This is a genomic window from Paenibacillus polygoni, from assembly GCF_030263935.1.
GTDB classification, from domain to species: domain Bacteria; phylum Bacillota; class Bacilli; order Paenibacillales; family Paenibacillaceae; genus Paenibacillus; species Paenibacillus polygoni.
This window is the reverse complement of record NZ_CP127162.1, coordinates 4,543,535-4,561,146: the sequence shown is the minus strand read 5'-3', so window position 1 is coordinate 4,561,146 and position 17,612 is coordinate 4,543,535. Positions and strand designations below refer to the sequence as shown.

The window sequence follows — 17,612 nt, the reverse complement described above, 5'->3', positions numbered from 1 at the left end:
AACTTTAAGGTGGTGAAAACATGGCAAAAGGTATGCGCGAAATCAAGCGTCAAATCAAAAGTGTTCAGAGCACGAAGCAAATTACCAAGGCAATGGAGATGGTTGCTGCCTCCAAGCTAAGAAAAGCGCAGGAGAAAGCAGAAGCTGCAAAACCATATTCCGAGAAGTTGAAGGAAGTGGTAACAAGCATTGCATCCTCTTCTACAGAGGTTACCCATCCCATGCTGGTGACTCGTCCTGTCAAAAAGACAGCTTATCTTGTAATTACTTCAGACCGTGGTCTTGCAGGTGGATACAATGCCAACGTTCTTCGTCAGGTATCCCTGACTCTAAAGGAACGCCATACCTCTAAAGACGAATATGTTCTGTTTGTAATTGGACGGAAGGGCCGTGATTTCTTCAGACGCCGTGAGCAACCGATTGGTATGGATGTCACAGATTTGTCTGACTCCCCAACCTTTGCTGATATTAAATCCATTGCGAACGAAACCGTTTCTGGATTTGAAGCAGGAAAGTATGATGAGATCTATATCTGTTACAGCCAGTTTGTAAATGCAATTACCCAAATTCCTACGGTTGAAAAACTTCTTCCAATGGAAAAACCGGAGAAGAAGCAGACCGAAGCTTCTGCTCAATATGAGTATGAACCTTCACCTGAAGCAGTACTAGAAGCTCTTTTGCCTCGCTACGCCGAGACTTTGATCTATGGTGCACTTCTGAACGGTAAAGCAAGTGAACTTGGAGCGAAAATGACAGCGATGGGCAGTGCAACGAAAAATGCATCGAAGCTTATTGGCGAATTGTCGCTTACTTATAACAGAGCACGTCAAGCTGCGATTACACAGGAAATCACAGAAATTGTGGCTGGTGCAAACGCGCAATCTTAATCAAGTACGGATAAACAATGAAGCTTTCAGAATAATGCTCTTTCACATTTATGATGAATGATGACAGGAGATTATTACTGCAATAGCTTGTAGGAGGGAACTGAAGATGAACAAAGGACGCGTTGTCAGCATTACGGGTGCGGTTGTTGACGTTGAGTTCGACCGTGACGGACTTCCCGATATTAATAATGCAGTTACAATCAACACAAAGACAAGCGATGGTAAAGAAATCAACCTTACGCTTGAAGCAGCGAAACATCTAGGCGATAACCGTGTACGCTGTATTGCAATGTCTTCCACAGATGGACTCGTTCGCGGTGCAGAAGCAATCAATACAGGTGCACCTATTTCTGTACCCGTAGGGGAAGCTACTTTGGGCCGAGTATTTAACGTACTAGGTAATCCAATTGACAATGGCGGTGTAATTGAAACGGCTGTTCGTAATCCGATTCACCGTCAAGCGCCTACTTTTGATGAGTTGTCTACACAAGCAGAAATGCTGGAGACAGGAATTAAAGTTATCGACTTGCTAGCTCCATACGCAAAAGGCGGTAAGATTGGTCTTTTCGGCGGTGCGGGTGTAGGTAAAACGGTAACGATTCAAGAACTTATCAACAACATTGCTCAAGAACATGGCGGTATCTCTGTATTTGCCGGTGTTGGTGAGCGTACTCGTGAAGGTAATGACTTGTACCATGAGATGACGGACTCTGGTGTTATTAACAAAACAGCAATGGTATTCGGTCAAATGAATGAGCCTCCAGGTGCACGTCTTCGCGTAGCCTTGACAGGTCTTACTATGGCTGAGTATTTCCGTGATCAAGAAGGTAAAGACGTTCTTCTCTTCATTGATAACATCTTCCGCTTTACTCAAGCAGGTTCTGAGGTTTCTGCCCTTATGGGACGTATGCCATCAGCGGTAGGTTACCAACCTACGCTTGCAACGGAAATGGGTCAACTTCAAGAACGTATTACTTCGACGAAAACAGGTTCCGTAACTTCCATTCAGGCAATCTATGTTCCTGCGGATGACTACACTGACCCTGCGCCGGCAACTACATTTGCTCACTTGGATGCAACAACGAACCTTGAGCGTAAAATCTCTGAGATGGGTATCTACCCTGCGGTAGATCCACTCGCATCAAGTTCACGTATCCTTACTCCAGAAGTAGTAGGGGAAGAGCATTACAACGTAGCTCAAGGAGTTAAACGTATTCTTGCTCGTTACAACGAACTTCAAGATATCATTGCGATCTTGGGTATGGATGAGCTGAGCGAAGAAGACAAAATGCTCGTAGCACGTGCTCGTAAAATCCAACGTTTCTTATCCCAACCGTTCCACGTAGCAGAAGCATTTAACGGATTCCCGGGTAAATATGTTCCTGTTAAAGATACAGTTCGCAGTTTCAGAGAAATTCTAGATGGTAAGTATGACCATCTTCCAGAAGCAGCATTCCTGTTCGTAGGAACAATTGAAGAAGCGGTAGAAAAAGCAAAATCAATGGAGTAGTCCATTAATCCTTAGGATTAATGACCCAAAGATGAGTTGAACTATCCTTCGGATAGAGTTCAGGAGGGATGACAATGAGTACCTTTTTATTGGAAATTGTAACTCCGGAGCGACTCATCTTCTCTGAACAGGTAAATAGCCTGGTTGTACGCGGAGTGGAAGGTGAACTGGGAATCCTTCCTGGTCACGTTCCCTTCGTAACTCCCTTGCAAATTGCACCTGTGTCCATTAAAACGGATGGAAAGGAACTGAAAATCGCTGTTGCAGGCGGTTTTGTAGAGGTTCGCAAAGAGAAGGTAGTCATTTTGGCTGAGAGTGCTGAACTCGCTTCTGAGATTGATGTAATTCGTGCGAAAGCTGCTCTTGAGCGTGCAGAAACTCGTTTAACATCTAGCGGAAACAGAGATCAATACGATCACCGTCGTGCTGAAATTGCATTACAAAAAGCAATGAACCGACTTAAAGTATCCGGCAACCTATAGAACAAAGAACCTGACCATTCGTCAGGTTCTTTTTGTTTTCGAGATTATTTCCGAGGAAATGACAGAAAGAATACGGATTAGACATGTTTTTTGTCAAAAGTATAACAATTCAGAGTTAAATTAAGGTTTGTGGGTTCCAATGTTGTAAGATTGGTTGACAATAAACACTGTTCCGAATATGATTTCACAGTATGTGAAATAAATCATTAACAAAGAAAGACGGAGGCTGGACATGGATCAACTGTTGAATGATCAAGTTAATCAGGCCATTAGCACAAATAGTCTTGTAGCTATGATTATCTCACTTTCCTGTATTGCGATCGCATGGTGGTCCTTACAGCACTTGAAACTCGACTTGATTGTTAAACATCCAAAGAGTGCGCAAGCTAGAATGCTGCAATTGCTTTTAGCGATTGTGCTGGGACATTTTGTGTCTAATTTCGTGCTCGAATATCTCTCATGGACACAAATGCTTAAATATCTGTTTTAAAGCTTTCCAGGCTGGTTATATCACTCTTAGGCCAGAATACCTTAAGACAGCTTTTGTCGAATAACATTATGTTTTTATGTGAACAATGGAATTAAAGATATTCATTTGATAACAATGCAATGTCGGTCGTTTCTTACGTTGATTCGTATGGAATGGTAAAAAACAATGTAAAATGAAAAATCGCTTGTCTCCCATGAACTTTTAATGTTATGATGTAAGTTAGGGGATTAGCGGAATGACTGCTATTTCTTTGTTTTTAATCACAGTTTCAAATGATTTCGAATAGAAATGGTCTTATATGATGGAAATCATGTCTTCAATCACTAACGAATTTAAAAAATGAAAAGTGCAAACTATTCTTTTCTGAAATACGACATCTTGACGAATGTTTAATAATGATGTCGAATTTTCCGACGGGATCGGACGACAAGTGAAAGAGGAAACTCCACTCGTAAGCAGAAAAAGAAAAATAACGCGCGGAGGGAAACAAGATGAGCAAATTTATCGTCCGCGGAGGCAAGAGATTGACCGGAAGTGTCAAAGTCAGCGGCGCTAAAAATTCAGTTCTTCCGATCATCGCCGCCTCTCTCTTAGGGGAAGAAGGAGTAAGCATTATTACAGATGCACCTCCTTTAGACGATGTGATGACAATTAACAAAGTACTGGAATCGCTAGGAGCGGAAGTTACATACCAAAATGAAGTAATCACCGTAGACGCAACGAATCTTACTTCGTGCGAAGCCCCTTACGAATGGGTTACAAAAATGCGGGCGTCTTTCTTGGTTATGGGTCCTCTGCTAACACGTATGGGTTATACAAAAATATCTCTTCCAGGCGGATGTGCGATTGGTACACGCCCGATTGATCAACACCTTAAAGGGTTTGAAGCAATGGGTGCAGAAATCAGCCTAGGACATGGTTATATAGAAGCAAGGTCAAATGGAAAATTGCGCGGAGCCAAAATTTATTTGGATGTTGCGAGTGTTGGTGCAACGGAAAATATTATGATGGCTGCTGTACTTGCAGAAGGAACAACGATTCTTGAGAATGCAGCAAAAGAACCGGAAATTGTGGATCTGGCAAACTACCTGAATGGGATGGGTGCAAAAGTACGCGGTGCTGGCACAGGCGTGATTCGCATTGAAGGCGTAGAAAAACTTCACGGTGTACAACATGCTGTTATTCCAGATCGAATTGAAGCAGGCACGTATATGGCTGCTGCAGCGATTACAGGCGGAGACGTTTATGTTGAAGGTGCAATTTCCGATCATCTTGGCCCTGTTATCTCTAAGATGGAAGAAATGGGTGTGAAGATTGTCCCTGACGAGAACGGTGTCCGTGTCATTGCTGACGGTCCTCTGAAAGCGGTGGATATCAAGACGCTTCCTTACCCAGGATTCCCGACAGACATGCAATCACAAATGATGGCATTGCTGCTCAAATCTCAAGGTACAAGTGTTGTAACGGAAACGGTATTCGAGAATCGATTTATGCATGTGGATGAGTTCAACCTGATGAATGCAGAGATCAAAGTAGAAGGTCGTTCTTCGATTATTACTGGAGGAGCTAAACTTACCGGAGCAAAAGTAACAGCTACGGACTTGCGTGCAGGTGCTGCTTTGATTCTTGCTGGTTTGATCGCTGACGGCACAACAGAAGTAGGCGGTGTTCATCATATTGACCGCGGTTATGTGCACCTTGCAGAGAAGCTGAACGGTCTTGGAGCAGACATCTATCGTGTATCGGTAGAAGAGCCGAAACGTGAAGCGAAATCGACAGAATCCGCTGTAACGGAAACAGAAACAGCAAGATTTAAGGTTCAGCCTACTTTAGCGTAAGCTAAGGGATAGATTGGAACCTGATGCAACATTGTGTAAGAAAGAATAGAAACCAAGCCTTTTAGGCTTGATGAAGACTGTAGACACACTAGCTTATAACTAGGATGTCTGCAGTCTTTTTTTTATTTTATAGAACCTTTATACAATACATGGTCTTGGTCTATTTAAAAGAAGATGGTAGAAGGCGCATCGCTATCTTTATATCTTATTCTTTATATCTTATGAATTTAATGAGTTTAGAGATAATACCTCAAGTATGAGATTACACATCATTAGTAACTACTATAGTGTGGTCTTAATACTAGGCAACCTCTCATTTATATTCTCTTAATTTGGTTCTATCAGAAGCGAGATCTCCATATGTATGTCATATAAGGTCTATCTGATCTACCGAGCTAGAGCAGCTATCAAATGAGATGTTGGGAGGAATATAGATGAAGGCAACACGAGGTTCTTCCATACCTAAAGAAGAGCTTAAGAATAGAAGAGTCCGAATGAAAAGGAAGAAGGTTGTGGCCATTCCTTGGCAAGAGGTAACCGAAACTTCCTACGGCCCAGCGGAGATTTTAATAGAGCGGGATGAACAAGGAATCTTAAAAGTTAGAAACGTAAAACAAACGTCTCTTACTATAGTAAATGGAGTAGGCAGCAAAGAGCAGCTGGGCGGTGTAAAAGAAAGACGAGAGCGGGGAGAGGCTTCGCTTTCCCCCGCTGCGGAACCCGCTGTGCCTCTTACCGGGCACAGCCAGCCCGTGCATGCACCTCAGCTGCATGCACCAAACCCAGCGGGCGGCACCTACAAAGCCGCCCGCTCCTGGCGCCGCGGCTCCGCACCGCAGCGCCCCCGGCGGCCCGGCCCTGCCGCCGCCCTCGCGGGACTAGCCATTGCGGCACTGCTGATTCCAGCAGTGCTTGCCTGGCCCCGCGAGGAAACACCACCGCCGAGCCCTGCGCCGGCGGTGCAAGGGCAGACGGCTCCCGCTGCACCCGCGAAGAATCCTATCGCTGCAGAGCCGCCTGCCCTTGTCCCTGACACCACACCGGCACCAAAGCCGGCAGTGGTGTATCCCGAACCCGAGGTACGCGTTTATCTAACGAAAACGGGCACCATTGATAAGGTGACGATGGAAGAGTACGTCACCGGGGTCGTAGCAGCCGAAATGCCTTCGGACTTCGGCATTGAAGCACTTAAGGCGCAGGCCATTGCCGCGCGCACATTTGTAACCAAGCGGATGGCTGCGGGAGATCACAGCGGCATACCGGTCGAGGGCGCAGACGTAAAGGATACGGTCGAGCATCAGGTATACATTCCTTACAGCAAGCTCGAAGCTCATTTTAAAGAAGCAGGAAAAGAAAAGGATTGGGCCAAGCTGAAGCAAGCCGTAAGGGAGAGTAAGGATACCATTATGACCTATAAAGGGGAGCCGATCACCGCCTCCTTTTTCTCGACTAGCAACGGATATACCGAGAATTCGGAAGATGTATGGCAGCAAGCTGTTCCTTATCTACGAAGTGTCGAAAGTCCATGGGATGCCAAGATTGCTCCAGGGTATGAGGGAAGTGTAACGATGTCCCGAATTGATTTTCTGAATAAACTGAATGTAACCTCCGATGCAATTCCTGTATCTGTTGGCGGCAAGAAGGCAAAGCCTTTTATTCAGGTCCTGTCTAAAACAGCAGGAAATCGGATTAAAGAGATTCAGGTCGGTAAGAAAGTATTTACGGGAATAGAGATAAGAGAGAAGCTCGGGCTGCGTTCTACTGAATTCACGTGGAAGACAAACGGGGATGAGATTACGATTACCACTCACGGCTATGGACATGGAGTAGGGATGAGTCAGTATGGAGCCAACGGAATGGCGCAAGAAGGTTATACTGCAACTCAGATTCTAAAACACTACTATAACGGAGTCGCTTTTGGCCAAGCTTCCAAGTTATTATATAAAGGCAAATCATAGTCTCCTTAAAAATCTTGTAAATAAATTTAATAGTACGAGTATAAAAGAGTTGCACCCGGTAACACTTGTTACTGAGGTGATAGAAAATGAATGAACAAAACAAAAATCAAAACCAAGAAAATGCTCCAAAAACAAGTAATGGAGCACCTGAATCACAATCTTCATCCTGGAAAAAGCTGTTGTCCAAACGGTGGGTATACCCGGCAGCTTACATCGCCGCAGCAGCTATTATACTAACTTTAGTGTGGGCCTACCAGGACGCTAGCATGCAGTCTGCTGTGAAAGAAACGACAAAGCAAGTGTCTGAGAATGGCGAAGCCGTTCCTACCACTGGAGTTTTGGAAGAAGAACCTGTTACAAGTGAAGTAGAAGGCGTATCTGAAAATCTAGCATGGCCGGTGGCAGTAGCATCGGAAGTGAACGTAGTGAAACCTTTTTATGACGCTGCAGCAACGACAGATGAGAAAGCACTTGCTTTACTAGAGTACGATCAAACCTTTATCGCAAATGCTGGTATTGATTTAGCAAGAGCGGATGACCAAACTTTTGAAGTAAAAGCTGCACTGAGCGGTAAAGTAACTCGTGTAGAACAACATCCGCTGAATGGAATGGTTGTCGAGATCACTCACGACAATGATCTCAAAACCGTATATCAAAGTATTGCTGATGTAAAAGTAAAACAAAATGATGAAGTAAAACAAGGTGACACCATTGCCATCTCAGGCAAGAGTGAACTTGGCAAGGATCTTGGCAACCACGTACACTTTGAAGTGTACGAAGCAGGAAAACCCGTTAATCCAGAGCAATTCCTGAAAAAATAAAATATGTAGGTAAAAACAAAGAAGCAGTGGGACATGCCCGCTGTTTCTTTTGTTATATAGAAGGAATTTATTTTGGGACAAACCTGTGGATAACAAAATGAAAAATATTTGATCACTGTAAAGCTTGTCACCCCGTGAAACCGTGAATATCTAAGCATGCCTCTCATATAATGTACCAAACTATCCACAGTAGGGAGGCGGGAGCGTGCACGATTACATTAAAGAACGGACCATAAAAATCGGACGCTGTATCGTTGAGACGAGGAATACGGTCCGTACCATTGCCAAGGAATTTGGCGTTTCAAAGAGCACGGTGCATAAGGATTTGACCGAACGACTGCCGGAAATCAACCCTGATCTTGCCGATCAGGTAAAACACATTCTCGAGTACCATAAATCGATTCGCCATTTACGAGGAGGCGAGGCAACCAAGATTAAATATAAAAAAACGAACGGAAAAAATCGAGAGGTGCTCGCTTCTGGGAAGTCGTAGTGACCATAAAACTCATGTAGGTCAAAAAGCATACAAATACGTTGAAGACCTCCCCTGAAGTATGATATGTTAAAAGATGGTATAAGCTTAAGCACAAGACTTCTTATCTGCATGATCCGACACAAAATGTAGCTAATAGCGAGCAATGTATGAAATACATAGGTAAGAAATAAGGAACTATTATACGATCAAAAATATCTCTTTGGGGGCTCTTTTATATGCTAAGCAAGGATATCGGTATTGATCTTGGTACGGCCAACGTGCTCATTCACGTAAAAGGGAGTGGCGTCGTTCTCGACGAACCTTCGGTAGTTGCAATTGAGAGTGGATCGAAGAAAGTGCTTGCTGTGGGAGAAGATGCACGACGCATGGTCGGCAGAACACCAGGTAACATTATTGCAATTAGACCTTTGCGGGACGGCGTCATTGCTGACTTTGATATTACAGAAGTAATGCTTAAGTACTTTATTAACCGGGTTGGCGGCAAAAGTTGGTACAGCCGTCCCCGTATTTTAATTTGTGCACCGACGAATATCACCTCCGTAGAACAAAAAGCCATTCGTGAGGCAGCAGAGCGCAGTGGTGCCAAAGAGGTGTTCCTTGAAGAAGAGCCCAAAGCCGCAGCGATTGGAGCGGGAATGGACATATATGAACCGAGTGGAAATATGGTCATCGATATTGGCGGAGGAACCACCGATGTGGCCGTATTATCTATGGGTGAGATCGTTACAGCTTCTTCTATTAAAATGGCAGGGGACAAGTTTGACAAAGCGATTTTGAAATATATAAAAAATAAGTACAAGCTATTGATCGGAGAGCGGACTTCAGAACATATCAAAGTATCGATTGGAACCGTGAAAATGGGAGGGCAGCAGGAAGAACTCGATATTCGCGGACGTGATATGGTGAGCGGCTTACCTAAAACCGTGACGGTCACCTCAAGTGAAGTGCAGGAAGCACTCGCTGATTCGGTAGCATCCATTGTAGCTTCAGCTAAGTTTGTCCTCGAACAGACACCGCCGGAATTATCTGCTGATATTATTGATCGAGGTGTGATTTTAACAGGCGGGGGCGCTTTACTTAAAGGACTGGACGAGCTCTTAACGGATGAACTTCGGGTACCTGTACTCGTTGCTGATGATCCGATGCACTGCGTTGTCAAGGGAACGGGACTGATGCTGAATCATTTGGACCGTTCTCTTAAGAAAAAGTTCTAATGCACCGATATAGGTAGTAGTTGTAATAATAAGGAGGGACCTGGTGTGATTCGAGGTCTTTATACGGCAGCTGCGGGAATGGTTGCTCAACAGCGTAAACATGATACGGTAACACAGAATATTGCTAACCTTAATACGAACGGTTATAAACAAGTGGAGAGTCTGGTACGATCCTTTCCAGAAATGCAGCTTAGCAGAAGCGGCGACTCCTCTCTCGGCAGTAAGGTGATTGGCAGTTTAAATACAGGCGTATTTGCAGAAGAAAGCATGTCTATGAATGTACAGGGGGATCTTATACCCTCTGATAAAATAACAGATTTTGCGCTGTATTCAGATCTTCGCGTTACCAATCCGAATACAGGCGAAGCCATTCCTTTTGATGCTTCAGGTAAATATATCAGTGATAACGGGGATGTAATTTATAAACCGCAAGCTTATTTTACCGTGCAAGATAAGGAAGGAAACGTAAAATATACCCGTGACGGCAGTTTTCAGGTGGATGCGGAAGGCAGACTGCTAAGTTCAACGGGCGATGAGGTATTGTCAGATAATGGCGAGCCTATTCGATTGACAGGCGCCATGAATCAATTTAAAGTGAACGAGCAAGGACAGCTAGTGAATCCTCTTACAGGAGCTCTCACAGGTGAGAGACTTGGTATTACCATCGTGGATGACCCATATCAGCTAGTCAGAGAAGGTAATGGGAATTATGTACTAAGCTCGGATCGTGCGGGATCAGCCCGGCTGCTTGGAGCAGAAGACCGGGTTCAAGTGAAGCAGGGATTCTTGGAACGTTCAACAGTGGATTCAGCTCAGTCGATGGTTGATTTAACAGCAGCTCTTCGAGCCTATGAAGCCAATCAGAAAGTAATTCAATTTTACGATAAAAGCTTGGATAAAGCCGTAAATGAAATCGGGCGTGTGTAGAGGTACTACATATTTTTGAAGTTTGGGGGATTATATGAATAATTCAATGATCAGTGCTCTCGTATCCATGACGAGCATGCAGCAGCGACTAGATTTGATCGCAAATAACGTTGCGAATGTAGACACGGCAGGTTACAAGAGCAAACAAGCTTCATTTGAAGATGTACTGACAGGTGTTCAGCAGCAGACTTCCTCGTTGTCACGGGATGGCAGAGCAACGCCGCTCGGTTTTAATGTAGGCTATGGTGTGAAGATGACATCGATTACTCAAGATATGGCACAAGGGGAACTAAGTGAGACAGGAAATCCCACAGACTTGGCTATTGAAGGAAATGCGCTGTTTGCTGTAGAAGTGAATGGTCAAAAAGCATGGACAAGAGCAGGCGATTTCCGTTTTGTACCGGATGAATCGGTTCAGGACCCAAATGCAGCACCGCGCATGAGACTCGTAACGAGTGATGGTTATGCTGTGCTCGGCAGAGACAATCAGCCTATTACTGCACCTGCAAATGCTACGGTAGCTTTTGATTCGAGCGGTAACTTATTAGTGCGGGACAGCGGCTCCATGAATGCAAGAATTGCAGGGCAACTTCAACTCGTTGAACCCATGCGCCCTGAAGGGCTCGCAGCTAGCTCAGACAACTTGTTCAGCTTAATTTCTGGAGCCAGCGAAAACATGGTTTTTGGAGAAAATGCGGCAACTACGGTGCCTGAAGCGACCATTCGGGCAGGTTATTTAGAGAATTCCAATGTAGATCTAACGAGTGAGATGACGCAAATGCTTGAAGTACAGCGCACTTACCAGCTGGCTGCCCGCGCACTGAGTTCAAGTGACACGATGATGAATCTTGCGAATACAATGAGGGCATAGGTGAAGGTTATGACTGAAGAAAAAAAAGTAGAGAAGAAGAAGGGATCTTCACGAAAGATCTTACGCCGGCTTCTGATTCCGCTGCTTTTGTTAATTGCTTTAATCGGAGGTATGTTAGTCGGTTATGTGGTCGTTGGCGGGAGAGATATTGGATCTGCCTTTGATTATCAAACATGGAAACATATATTTGATCTTGTTTTTGCCCCTTAATCGGGTAGGCAGAACGTCGTATTGTGGATCGTTTTAGAAACGGAACTCCTGTGAAGCAGGAGTTTTCTTTTTGTTCCCGAAAAATGTATAATGATGGGGGACTTTGCGGTGTCTACTGCAAACACAAAAAGGGCTGATTCCCTTAGACCGTCAGTACGAACTGTGCGGCACAAAGGAACAAGCCCCTTATCTTAACCTTCACTACTGCAGTTAATGAAGGATATAATTAGTATGGACGAAGAATAGATTGTTTATGCATGTAAGGAAGGGGTTTATAAACATATGTTAGATGTTAATCAAATTCAAGAAATCATCCCTCACAGACCTCCTTTTTTATTGGTCGATAAGATCGTGGAGATCGAAGAGGGCAAACGAGCAGTTGGAATTAAGAATGTAACCATCAATGAACCCTTCTTCACAGGTCATTTTCCAGGCTATCCGGTAATGCCGGGCGTACTTATTACAGAGGCACTCGCTCAAGTAGGCGCAGTGGCTATTCTTAAAGTGGAAAGTAACCGAGGTAAGATTGGTTTCCTTGCTGGTCTAGATAATTTCCGATTCCGCGGACAAGTGGTACCAGGTGATACGCTGGAGCTTGAGGTGGAGATCACACGTCTGAAAGGCTCCATTGGAAAAGGGAAAGCAACCGCTCGAGTCGGCGATAAAGTCGTCGCAGAAGGCGAGATTATGTTTGCTCTATCTGATCCGCAGTAGGGCGATGTTACGGAATGAACTGCAATGAATTATCGATTAGCTTACAATCATGAAATAACCACATAGAGAACCATAGTTACATATGGGATAAAGGAGAATGGTGACGACATGTTAAGTGAAACTGCGAAGCAAACATTGGAACAATGGCTTAAGGATCCATCTATTGATGAGGAAACCAAACAGGAGCTAACGGATTTATCTGGAGATACGAATGAACTTGAGGATCGTTTTTACCGGGAGCTTGAATTCGGTACAGGAGGTCTGCGCGGTGTCATTGGAGCAGGCAGTAACCGGATCAACCGTTATACAGTAGGAAAAGCAACACAAGGTTTTGCACGCTACATTAATGAAGCTCATAACGGAGAAGGAAAACCTTCTGTTGTAATCGCTCATGATTCTCGTCATTTTTCACCGGAGTTTGCTCTTGAGGCTGCTTTAGTACTCGCTGCGAATGGTATTGTGGCTAAACTCTTTACATCACTGCGTCCGACACCACAGTTGTCTTATAGTGTACGTCATTTGCAGGCGACAGGTGGAATCGTGATCACAGCGAGTCATAATCCTCCCGAATATAATGGGTACAAAGTATATAATGCTTCTGGCGGACAACTCGTGCCGGATGAAGCAGAACAAGTGATTCAGTATATTCAGGATGTAGCTTCCCTTGCTGATGTGAAGAAGCTTACACAGGCGGATGCAGAAGCACAAGGACTGCTTGTATGGCTTCTCGATGCAGAAGATGAAGCATTCATCGAAACCGTTGCTGCCGAAAGTTTGAACCGGGACCGTATTGCTGCTGAGTATAGTAAAGACTTCAATATCGTCTATACACCGCTGCATGGTACAGGAAATATGCCTGTGACAAAAGTGCTGGAGCGTATTGGATTTACGAATGTGCATGTCGTTTCTGAGCAAGCAGAGCCGGATGCAAATTTCACTACGGTGAAGTCACCTAATCCAGAAGAACGCGAAGCATTCACACTTGCCATGAAGCTTGGCGAAAAAGTGGATGCAGATATTATCATTGGTACCGATCCGGATGCGGACCGTATGGGTGCAGTGGTAAAAGATAAAGAAGGCAAATATTTCGTGCTCTCAGGTAACCAGTCCGGTGCCATTATGACGAATTATCTCCTCGGACAGCTGAAAGAGCGCGGACAGCTTCCTACGAACGGCGCAGTGGTAAAAACCATTGTAACGAGTGAGATGGGTGCTGTAATCGCGAAACATTACGGTGCGGAAGTGTTTAATACACTAACTGGCTTTAAATATATTGGTGAAAAAATGAATGCCTTTGAAGAGACAGGCAGTCATACTTATCTTTTTGGATATGAAGAAAGTTACGGCTATCTCGCAGGTAATTATGCAAGGGATAAAGATGCCGTACTCGCTGCGATGCTGATTTGTGAAGCGGCTGCTTATTATAAGAGTGTAGGCAAAACCTTGTACGATGTTCTTCAAGAACTGTATGAGCAGTTTGGTTATTTCTTAGAGAACTTGCAGTCTCGTACCTTAAAAGGCAAAGATGGCGTAGCGCAGATTCAGGCTATTATGACCGAGTGGCGTACTTCTGCTCCAGAAGAGGTTGCTGGAATTAAGGTTCAAGAAATGCTGGATTATTCCACAGGTATTGATGGTCTTCCTAAAGAGAATGTGCTTAAATTCATTCTGGAAGATGGCTCATGGTTCTGCTTGCGCCCTTCAGGTACAGAACCGAAGATTAAAATATACTTTGCTGTTCAAGGCGAAAATAATGAAGATGCTCATGCACGAATTCAGCGTCTTACGGATGCAGTTATGGGCCGTATTGATCGCTGATCAAGAGCTTGTTTGATTTCTTTTTATAAGAAATGTTAAGTTAAATCAGGAGCCTTTCCGCACCGTTACGGGTTGTTTGGCGGAGAGGCTTTTGTGTTGGAATGAAGACACAGGAATATACAGGAATCGTTTCAATGCTGAGTTGCTAAATATTTGCGTGCTGGGCATGATATGGCTTATAAAAGGTATAAAATTTAGGGGGTACACATCGGTGCGTCAAAAATGGCAATATTGGAACACGGTCTCTCGTAAATGGCTATGGATTATTGTAATTATTGGACTTATAGCTTCCATTCCAGTCATCTACGACCGTGTCACAACGGAATCCAGTTCCAAAAATGTAGAATTGGTATTCGATTATCGGGATCTTGTGGATATAGCAGCCTATCAGGTTCACCCGCAGGACTTTATTGATGAAAAATTAACGGAACTCAAAAATGCAGGCATATCAACGATGGCGATGTTTGAGAGTACACTGGATGAATTCCGTAAATCTCGTCGCATCATGATCTACAGCAGTCTAGATGTAGCGAATATGTCAGGTGAAATTTTACCGGAGAATGAGAATTATACTTATATCTTATTTACAAATGAAGAGAATAAAGAAGTCTTAACTCCTGTCATTGCGGACACATTCCGCAGACTCGATATTCCAGTTCGTACATGGACTCATGAGGGTAAAGAAGGTTTGGTTATTGAAACACCTGTAGAAAATGCCAACTTAAAGCCAATGATGCCGGATCCAATTACAATGAGTGATCTAGTGGATCGTGGTTTTAGTATTATGCCTCGGCTAGGTGACTCACTTCCTTACGATCAGCAGTCCGTAGCTCAGTTAATGGATACGTTTGAGAGTTTCGGTGTCAAACGAATTCTGTTTGAAGGAGATAAGGTTAAGGGCTATAACGATAATGGAGAGCTGAGAAGCTTGTCATCTTTTGCAGAGCTTCTGAATCAGCATGGTATCGGACTTGCTGCAATTGAGAATTTGAAAGTGCCGCAGCATGGTTTCAGCACCCTTGCTTATTTAACAGACTACAATGTCGTTCGTCTTATCTCTCTAAGTGAAAACGATGCGAATCTTTCTCCAAAAGTAATTGCAGATCGATTCACGCTGGCTACAAAAGATCGGAATATTCGGATGATTTATCTAAACGCAGCACCTTCACGCAGTGCACTGCAAGCAGCAGTGACAGATCCTCTGGATAACTTACTGGATGCACTGGGGGAAGAAGGAAATGCAGTAGAACGAATGAAAGAGAATGGCTTCACTATAGGACAAGCCGAGCCATTCAAAGTACATGAAACACCAGGTCAAAAATATTTCAAAGCTGTTGTTGTGGTCGGAAGCATTGCAATGATCGCATTAATGGTATCCTACTTCATTCCATTCCTGACTTTGCCAGCCTTTGTGCTAGGAATCCTCGGAAGCGGCGGATTATATGTACTTAGACCGTCTCTTATGGAACAAGGTGTTGCTCTGCTCGTTGCGATCAGCGCTCCAACGATTGCGATGGTGCTTGCCGTACGCCGTATTAATGCAATGCAGCTGAGAAATCCTGATCTTTCAGTGAGGGATCGTGTGACACAAGCGCTTATCTTGTTTGTCCGAACATCGCTGTTGTCCTTCCTTGCTGTTCCGTTCATGATTGCCCTGCTGAATAACATTACCTATGCACTTGTGATTGAGCAATTTAGAGGCGTAAGCCTATTGCACTTAGCTCCGATTGCACTTACGGCATTCTATGTTCTGTTCTACCGCAAGGCGCTAAGTATGGCATTTGTCCGCAAACTGCTGAATGAGCCAATCACTCTTTTGTGGATACTGGCAGCGGGTATCATAGGTATGGTAGGCTATTACTATCTGACCCGTACAGGAAACTCGGGCAGTGTAACTCCGCTGGAAATGATGGTACGGACATTCTTGGAAGATACCTTTGGCGTTCGTCCTCGTAACAAGGAATTTTTACTGGGGCACCCTATGTTTATTTTAGGAGCATTTATTGCTCTTAAATATCGTAATGGAATTTATTTAATGATTATTGCATCGATTGCTCAGTTGTCTATGGTGGATACGTTCGCTCATATTCATACACCAGCGCATCTTTCCCTTATTCGTGGGGTGTTAGGTCTCGGACTTGGTCTCATCGTTGGATTGATTGCAATTGTGGTGTGGCAAGTTTTGGAAGGATGTTGGAAAAAATGGTCACCACTACTAAGAAAATAGTTATCTCAGGATATTATGGTTTTCATAACAGCGGAGATGAAGCTGTTCTTAAATCGATACTGACTGCACTGGAGTCAGAAAGTCAGCGCACAAACGTGCAGGTAGAACCGATCGTTCTCTCAGGCGACCCAGAGTGGACGCAGAAGACGTATGGTGTTCGTGCTGTACATCGGATGAAACTTGGCGAGGTTCGCCGGGCCATCAAAGAAAGTGATGGGTTGATTAGCGGAGGAGGAAGTTTGCTGCAAGATGCAACAGGCTGGAAATCCATCCCTTATTACCTTGGCGTTATTAAAATCGCACAGAACATGAAAAAACCAACGTTTATATATTCTCAGGGGATTGGGCCTGTAAAACGCGACATTTTCAAAACGATGATTCGCGGTATTTTTAAACACTGTGAATATATTTCGGTTCGTGATGAAGAATCAGCTAAGTTAATTCAGGGCTTTGGAATAAGATGGAACGATGTACACATCGTTCCTGACCCTGTTATGGGACTTCCGCTTCCTGAACTAACGAAGGTGCAACAAGCATCTTACGGAGGAGGAAGTGCAAGAAGAACCACACCGAAATCAGAACAAGAAGAAGAGCTGCCGGTGGTTGGAGTCTCTGTGCGTTTCTGGGAGAAGGATCGTAATGAACTGGACCAGATCGCAGAAGGGCTCAAACAGCTTGCTACCAAACATAAAGTGCATATTCGTCTGCTTCCCTTCCATTTGCCTTCTGATGAAGAAGCGTCTACGTATGTGAAGCAGCAAATAGGGCCTCTACATGGTACAGGCAGTAAAGTAAGCATCTGTTCAAATGTAACAGATCCGCAAATGATGTTGTTAGAAGTGTCTCGCTGTGCACTTGTCCTCGGCATGAGATTACACAGTTTGATCTATGCAGCTTCCCAGCGTGTACCGCTGATTGGTGTATCGTATGATCCGAAGATTGATGCTTTTCTTCATCGACTGGATTCTCAAGCGATCGGCACGACAGCTTCGCTGCAAGCAGACAAGCTGGCTGAGGAACTTGAGAAGATTCTAACGAACCGTGAGGAATGGCTTGCGACGAGGGAAGAAGCAATTGCTTCGCTTAAAGAGCAAGCACAGGAGCCTGCGGTCCATATTTTAAAATTTCTAAGCGGCAAAGGATGAATGA

16 protein-coding genes are annotated in these 17,612 nt (G+C 44.3%); all 16 read left to right on the top strand.

Annotated features, from left to right (window positions below; translation table 11 throughout):
- Nucleotides 1–20: 20 nt before the first annotated feature.
- Nucleotides 21–887 carry an ATP synthase F1 subunit gamma gene (gene atpG, locus QPK24_RS21860; protein WP_285744678.1) on the top strand — a complete coding sequence of 289 codons (867 nt, stop codon included), beginning with the start codon at nucleotides 21–23 and terminating at the stop codon, nucleotides 885–887.
- A gap of 106 nt (nucleotides 888–993) precedes the next feature.
- Nucleotides 994–2,397 (top strand): F0F1 ATP synthase subunit beta, encoded by a 1,404-nt coding sequence (atpD, locus tag QPK24_RS21855; protein WP_285744677.1) that lies wholly within the window; start codon nucleotides 994–996, stop codon nucleotides 2,395–2,397.
- Between the two features lie 74 nt (nucleotides 2,398–2,471).
- The gene (locus QPK24_RS21850; protein ID WP_285744676.1) at nucleotides 2,472–2,879 is read left to right on the top strand and encodes a F0F1 ATP synthase subunit epsilon; all 408 of its coding nucleotides are present in this window, start codon (nucleotides 2,472–2,474) and stop codon (nucleotides 2,877–2,879) included.
- A 232-nt stretch (nucleotides 2,880–3,111) separates the two neighbouring features.
- Nucleotides 3,112–3,369: a DUF1146 family protein gene (locus tag QPK24_RS21845; protein WP_285744675.1), complete on the top strand. Its 258-nt coding sequence runs from the start codon at nucleotides 3,112–3,114 to the stop codon at nucleotides 3,367–3,369.
- A gap of 491 nt (nucleotides 3,370–3,860) precedes the next feature.
- Nucleotides 3,861–5,207 carry a UDP-N-acetylglucosamine 1-carboxyvinyltransferase gene (murA, locus tag QPK24_RS21840; RefSeq protein WP_213530413.1) on the top strand — a complete coding sequence of 449 codons (1,347 nt, stop codon included), beginning with the start codon at nucleotides 3,861–3,863 and terminating at the stop codon, nucleotides 5,205–5,207.
- 434 nt (nucleotides 5,208–5,641) lie between these two features.
- A complete protein-coding gene (spoIID, locus tag QPK24_RS21835) occupies nucleotides 5,642–7,165 on the top strand; it encodes a stage II sporulation protein D (protein ID WP_285744674.1) in 1,524 nt (507 codons plus the stop codon).
- Nucleotides 7,166–7,251: 86 nt separating this feature from the next.
- Complete coding sequence (locus QPK24_RS21830) at nucleotides 7,252–7,986, top strand: M23 family metallopeptidase (protein WP_160032721.1); 735 nt, start codon at nucleotides 7,252–7,254, stop codon at nucleotides 7,984–7,986.
- Nucleotides 7,987–8,191: 205 nt separating this feature from the next.
- Entirely contained in the window at nucleotides 8,192–8,479 is a 288-nt protein-coding gene (spoIIID, locus tag QPK24_RS21825; RefSeq protein ID WP_160032722.1) for a sporulation transcriptional regulator SpoIIID, read from the top strand.
- Between the two features lie 218 nt (nucleotides 8,480–8,697).
- A complete protein-coding gene (gene mreB, locus QPK24_RS21820) occupies nucleotides 8,698–9,696 on the top strand; it encodes a rod shape-determining protein (protein ID WP_285744673.1) in 999 nt (332 codons plus the stop codon).
- A 45-nt stretch (nucleotides 9,697–9,741) separates the two neighbouring features.
- The gene (locus QPK24_RS21815) at nucleotides 9,742–10,623 is read left to right on the top strand and encodes a flagellar hook-basal body protein (RefSeq protein WP_285744672.1); all 882 of its coding nucleotides are present in this window, start codon (nucleotides 9,742–9,744) and stop codon (nucleotides 10,621–10,623) included.
- 34 nt (nucleotides 10,624–10,657) lie between these two features.
- A complete protein-coding gene (locus tag QPK24_RS21810; protein WP_285744670.1) occupies nucleotides 10,658–11,494 on the top strand; it encodes a flagellar hook-basal body protein in 837 nt (278 codons plus the stop codon).
- A 9-nt stretch (nucleotides 11,495–11,503) separates the two neighbouring features.
- Nucleotides 11,504–11,704 (top strand): DNA-directed RNA polymerase subunit beta, encoded by a 201-nt coding sequence (locus QPK24_RS21805; protein ID WP_285744668.1) that lies wholly within the window; start codon nucleotides 11,504–11,506, stop codon nucleotides 11,702–11,704.
- 282 nt (nucleotides 11,705–11,986) lie between these two features.
- Nucleotides 11,987–12,418 carry a 3-hydroxyacyl-ACP dehydratase FabZ gene (gene fabZ / locus QPK24_RS21800; protein WP_285744666.1) on the top strand — a complete coding sequence of 144 codons (432 nt, stop codon included), beginning with the start codon at nucleotides 11,987–11,989 and terminating at the stop codon, nucleotides 12,416–12,418.
- A 108-nt stretch (nucleotides 12,419–12,526) separates the two neighbouring features.
- Complete coding sequence (locus QPK24_RS21795) at nucleotides 12,527–14,236, top strand: phospho-sugar mutase (RefSeq protein ID WP_285744664.1); 1,710 nt, start codon at nucleotides 12,527–12,529, stop codon at nucleotides 14,234–14,236.
- 211 nt (nucleotides 14,237–14,447) lie between these two features.
- Nucleotides 14,448–16,463, top strand: coding sequence for a DUF5693 family protein (locus QPK24_RS21790; protein ID WP_285744662.1), 2,016 nt, complete (start codon nucleotides 14,448–14,450; stop codon nucleotides 16,461–16,463).
- Nucleotides 16,439–17,608: a polysaccharide pyruvyl transferase CsaB gene (gene csaB, locus QPK24_RS21785; RefSeq protein ID WP_285744660.1), complete on the top strand. Its 1,170-nt coding sequence runs from the start codon at nucleotides 16,439–16,441 to the stop codon at nucleotides 17,606–17,608. The genes QPK24_RS21790 and csaB overlap by 25 nt, the downstream gene beginning before the upstream one ends.
- Nucleotides 17,609–17,612 lie beyond the last annotated feature (4 nt).

Coding starts and splice junctions, on each gene's coding strand:
- atpG (WP_285744678.1), top strand. CDS start 21: ATGGCAAAAGGTATGCGCGAAATCAAGCGTCAAATCAAAAGTGTTCAG.
- QPK24_RS21830 (WP_160032721.1), top strand. CDS start 7,252: ATGAATGAACAAAACAAAAATCAAAACCAAGAAAATGCTCCAAAAACA.
- fabZ (WP_285744666.1), top strand. CDS start 11,987: ATGTTAGATGTTAATCAAATTCAAGAAATCATCCCTCACAGACCTCCT.
- murA (WP_213530413.1), top strand. CDS start 3,861: ATGAGCAAATTTATCGTCCGCGGAGGCAAGAGATTGACCGGAAGTGTC.
- QPK24_RS21805 (WP_285744668.1), top strand. CDS start 11,504: ATGACTGAAGAAAAAAAAGTAGAGAAGAAGAAGGGATCTTCACGAAAG.
- mreB (WP_285744673.1), top strand. CDS start 8,698: ATGCTAAGCAAGGATATCGGTATTGATCTTGGTACGGCCAACGTGCTC.
- csaB (WP_285744660.1), top strand. CDS start 16,439: ATGGTCACCACTACTAAGAAAATAGTTATCTCAGGATATTATGGTTTT.
- QPK24_RS21810 (WP_285744670.1), top strand. CDS start 10,658: ATGAATAATTCAATGATCAGTGCTCTCGTATCCATGACGAGCATGCAG.
- QPK24_RS21795 (WP_285744664.1), top strand. CDS start 12,527: ATGTTAAGTGAAACTGCGAAGCAAACATTGGAACAATGGCTTAAGGAT.
- spoIID (WP_285744674.1), top strand. CDS start 5,642: ATGAAGGCAACACGAGGTTCTTCCATACCTAAAGAAGAGCTTAAGAAT.
- QPK24_RS21845 (WP_285744675.1), top strand. CDS start 3,112: ATGGATCAACTGTTGAATGATCAAGTTAATCAGGCCATTAGCACAAAT.
- atpD (WP_285744677.1), top strand. CDS start 994: ATGAACAAAGGACGCGTTGTCAGCATTACGGGTGCGGTTGTTGACGTT.
- QPK24_RS21850 (WP_285744676.1), top strand. CDS start 2,472: ATGAGTACCTTTTTATTGGAAATTGTAACTCCGGAGCGACTCATCTTC.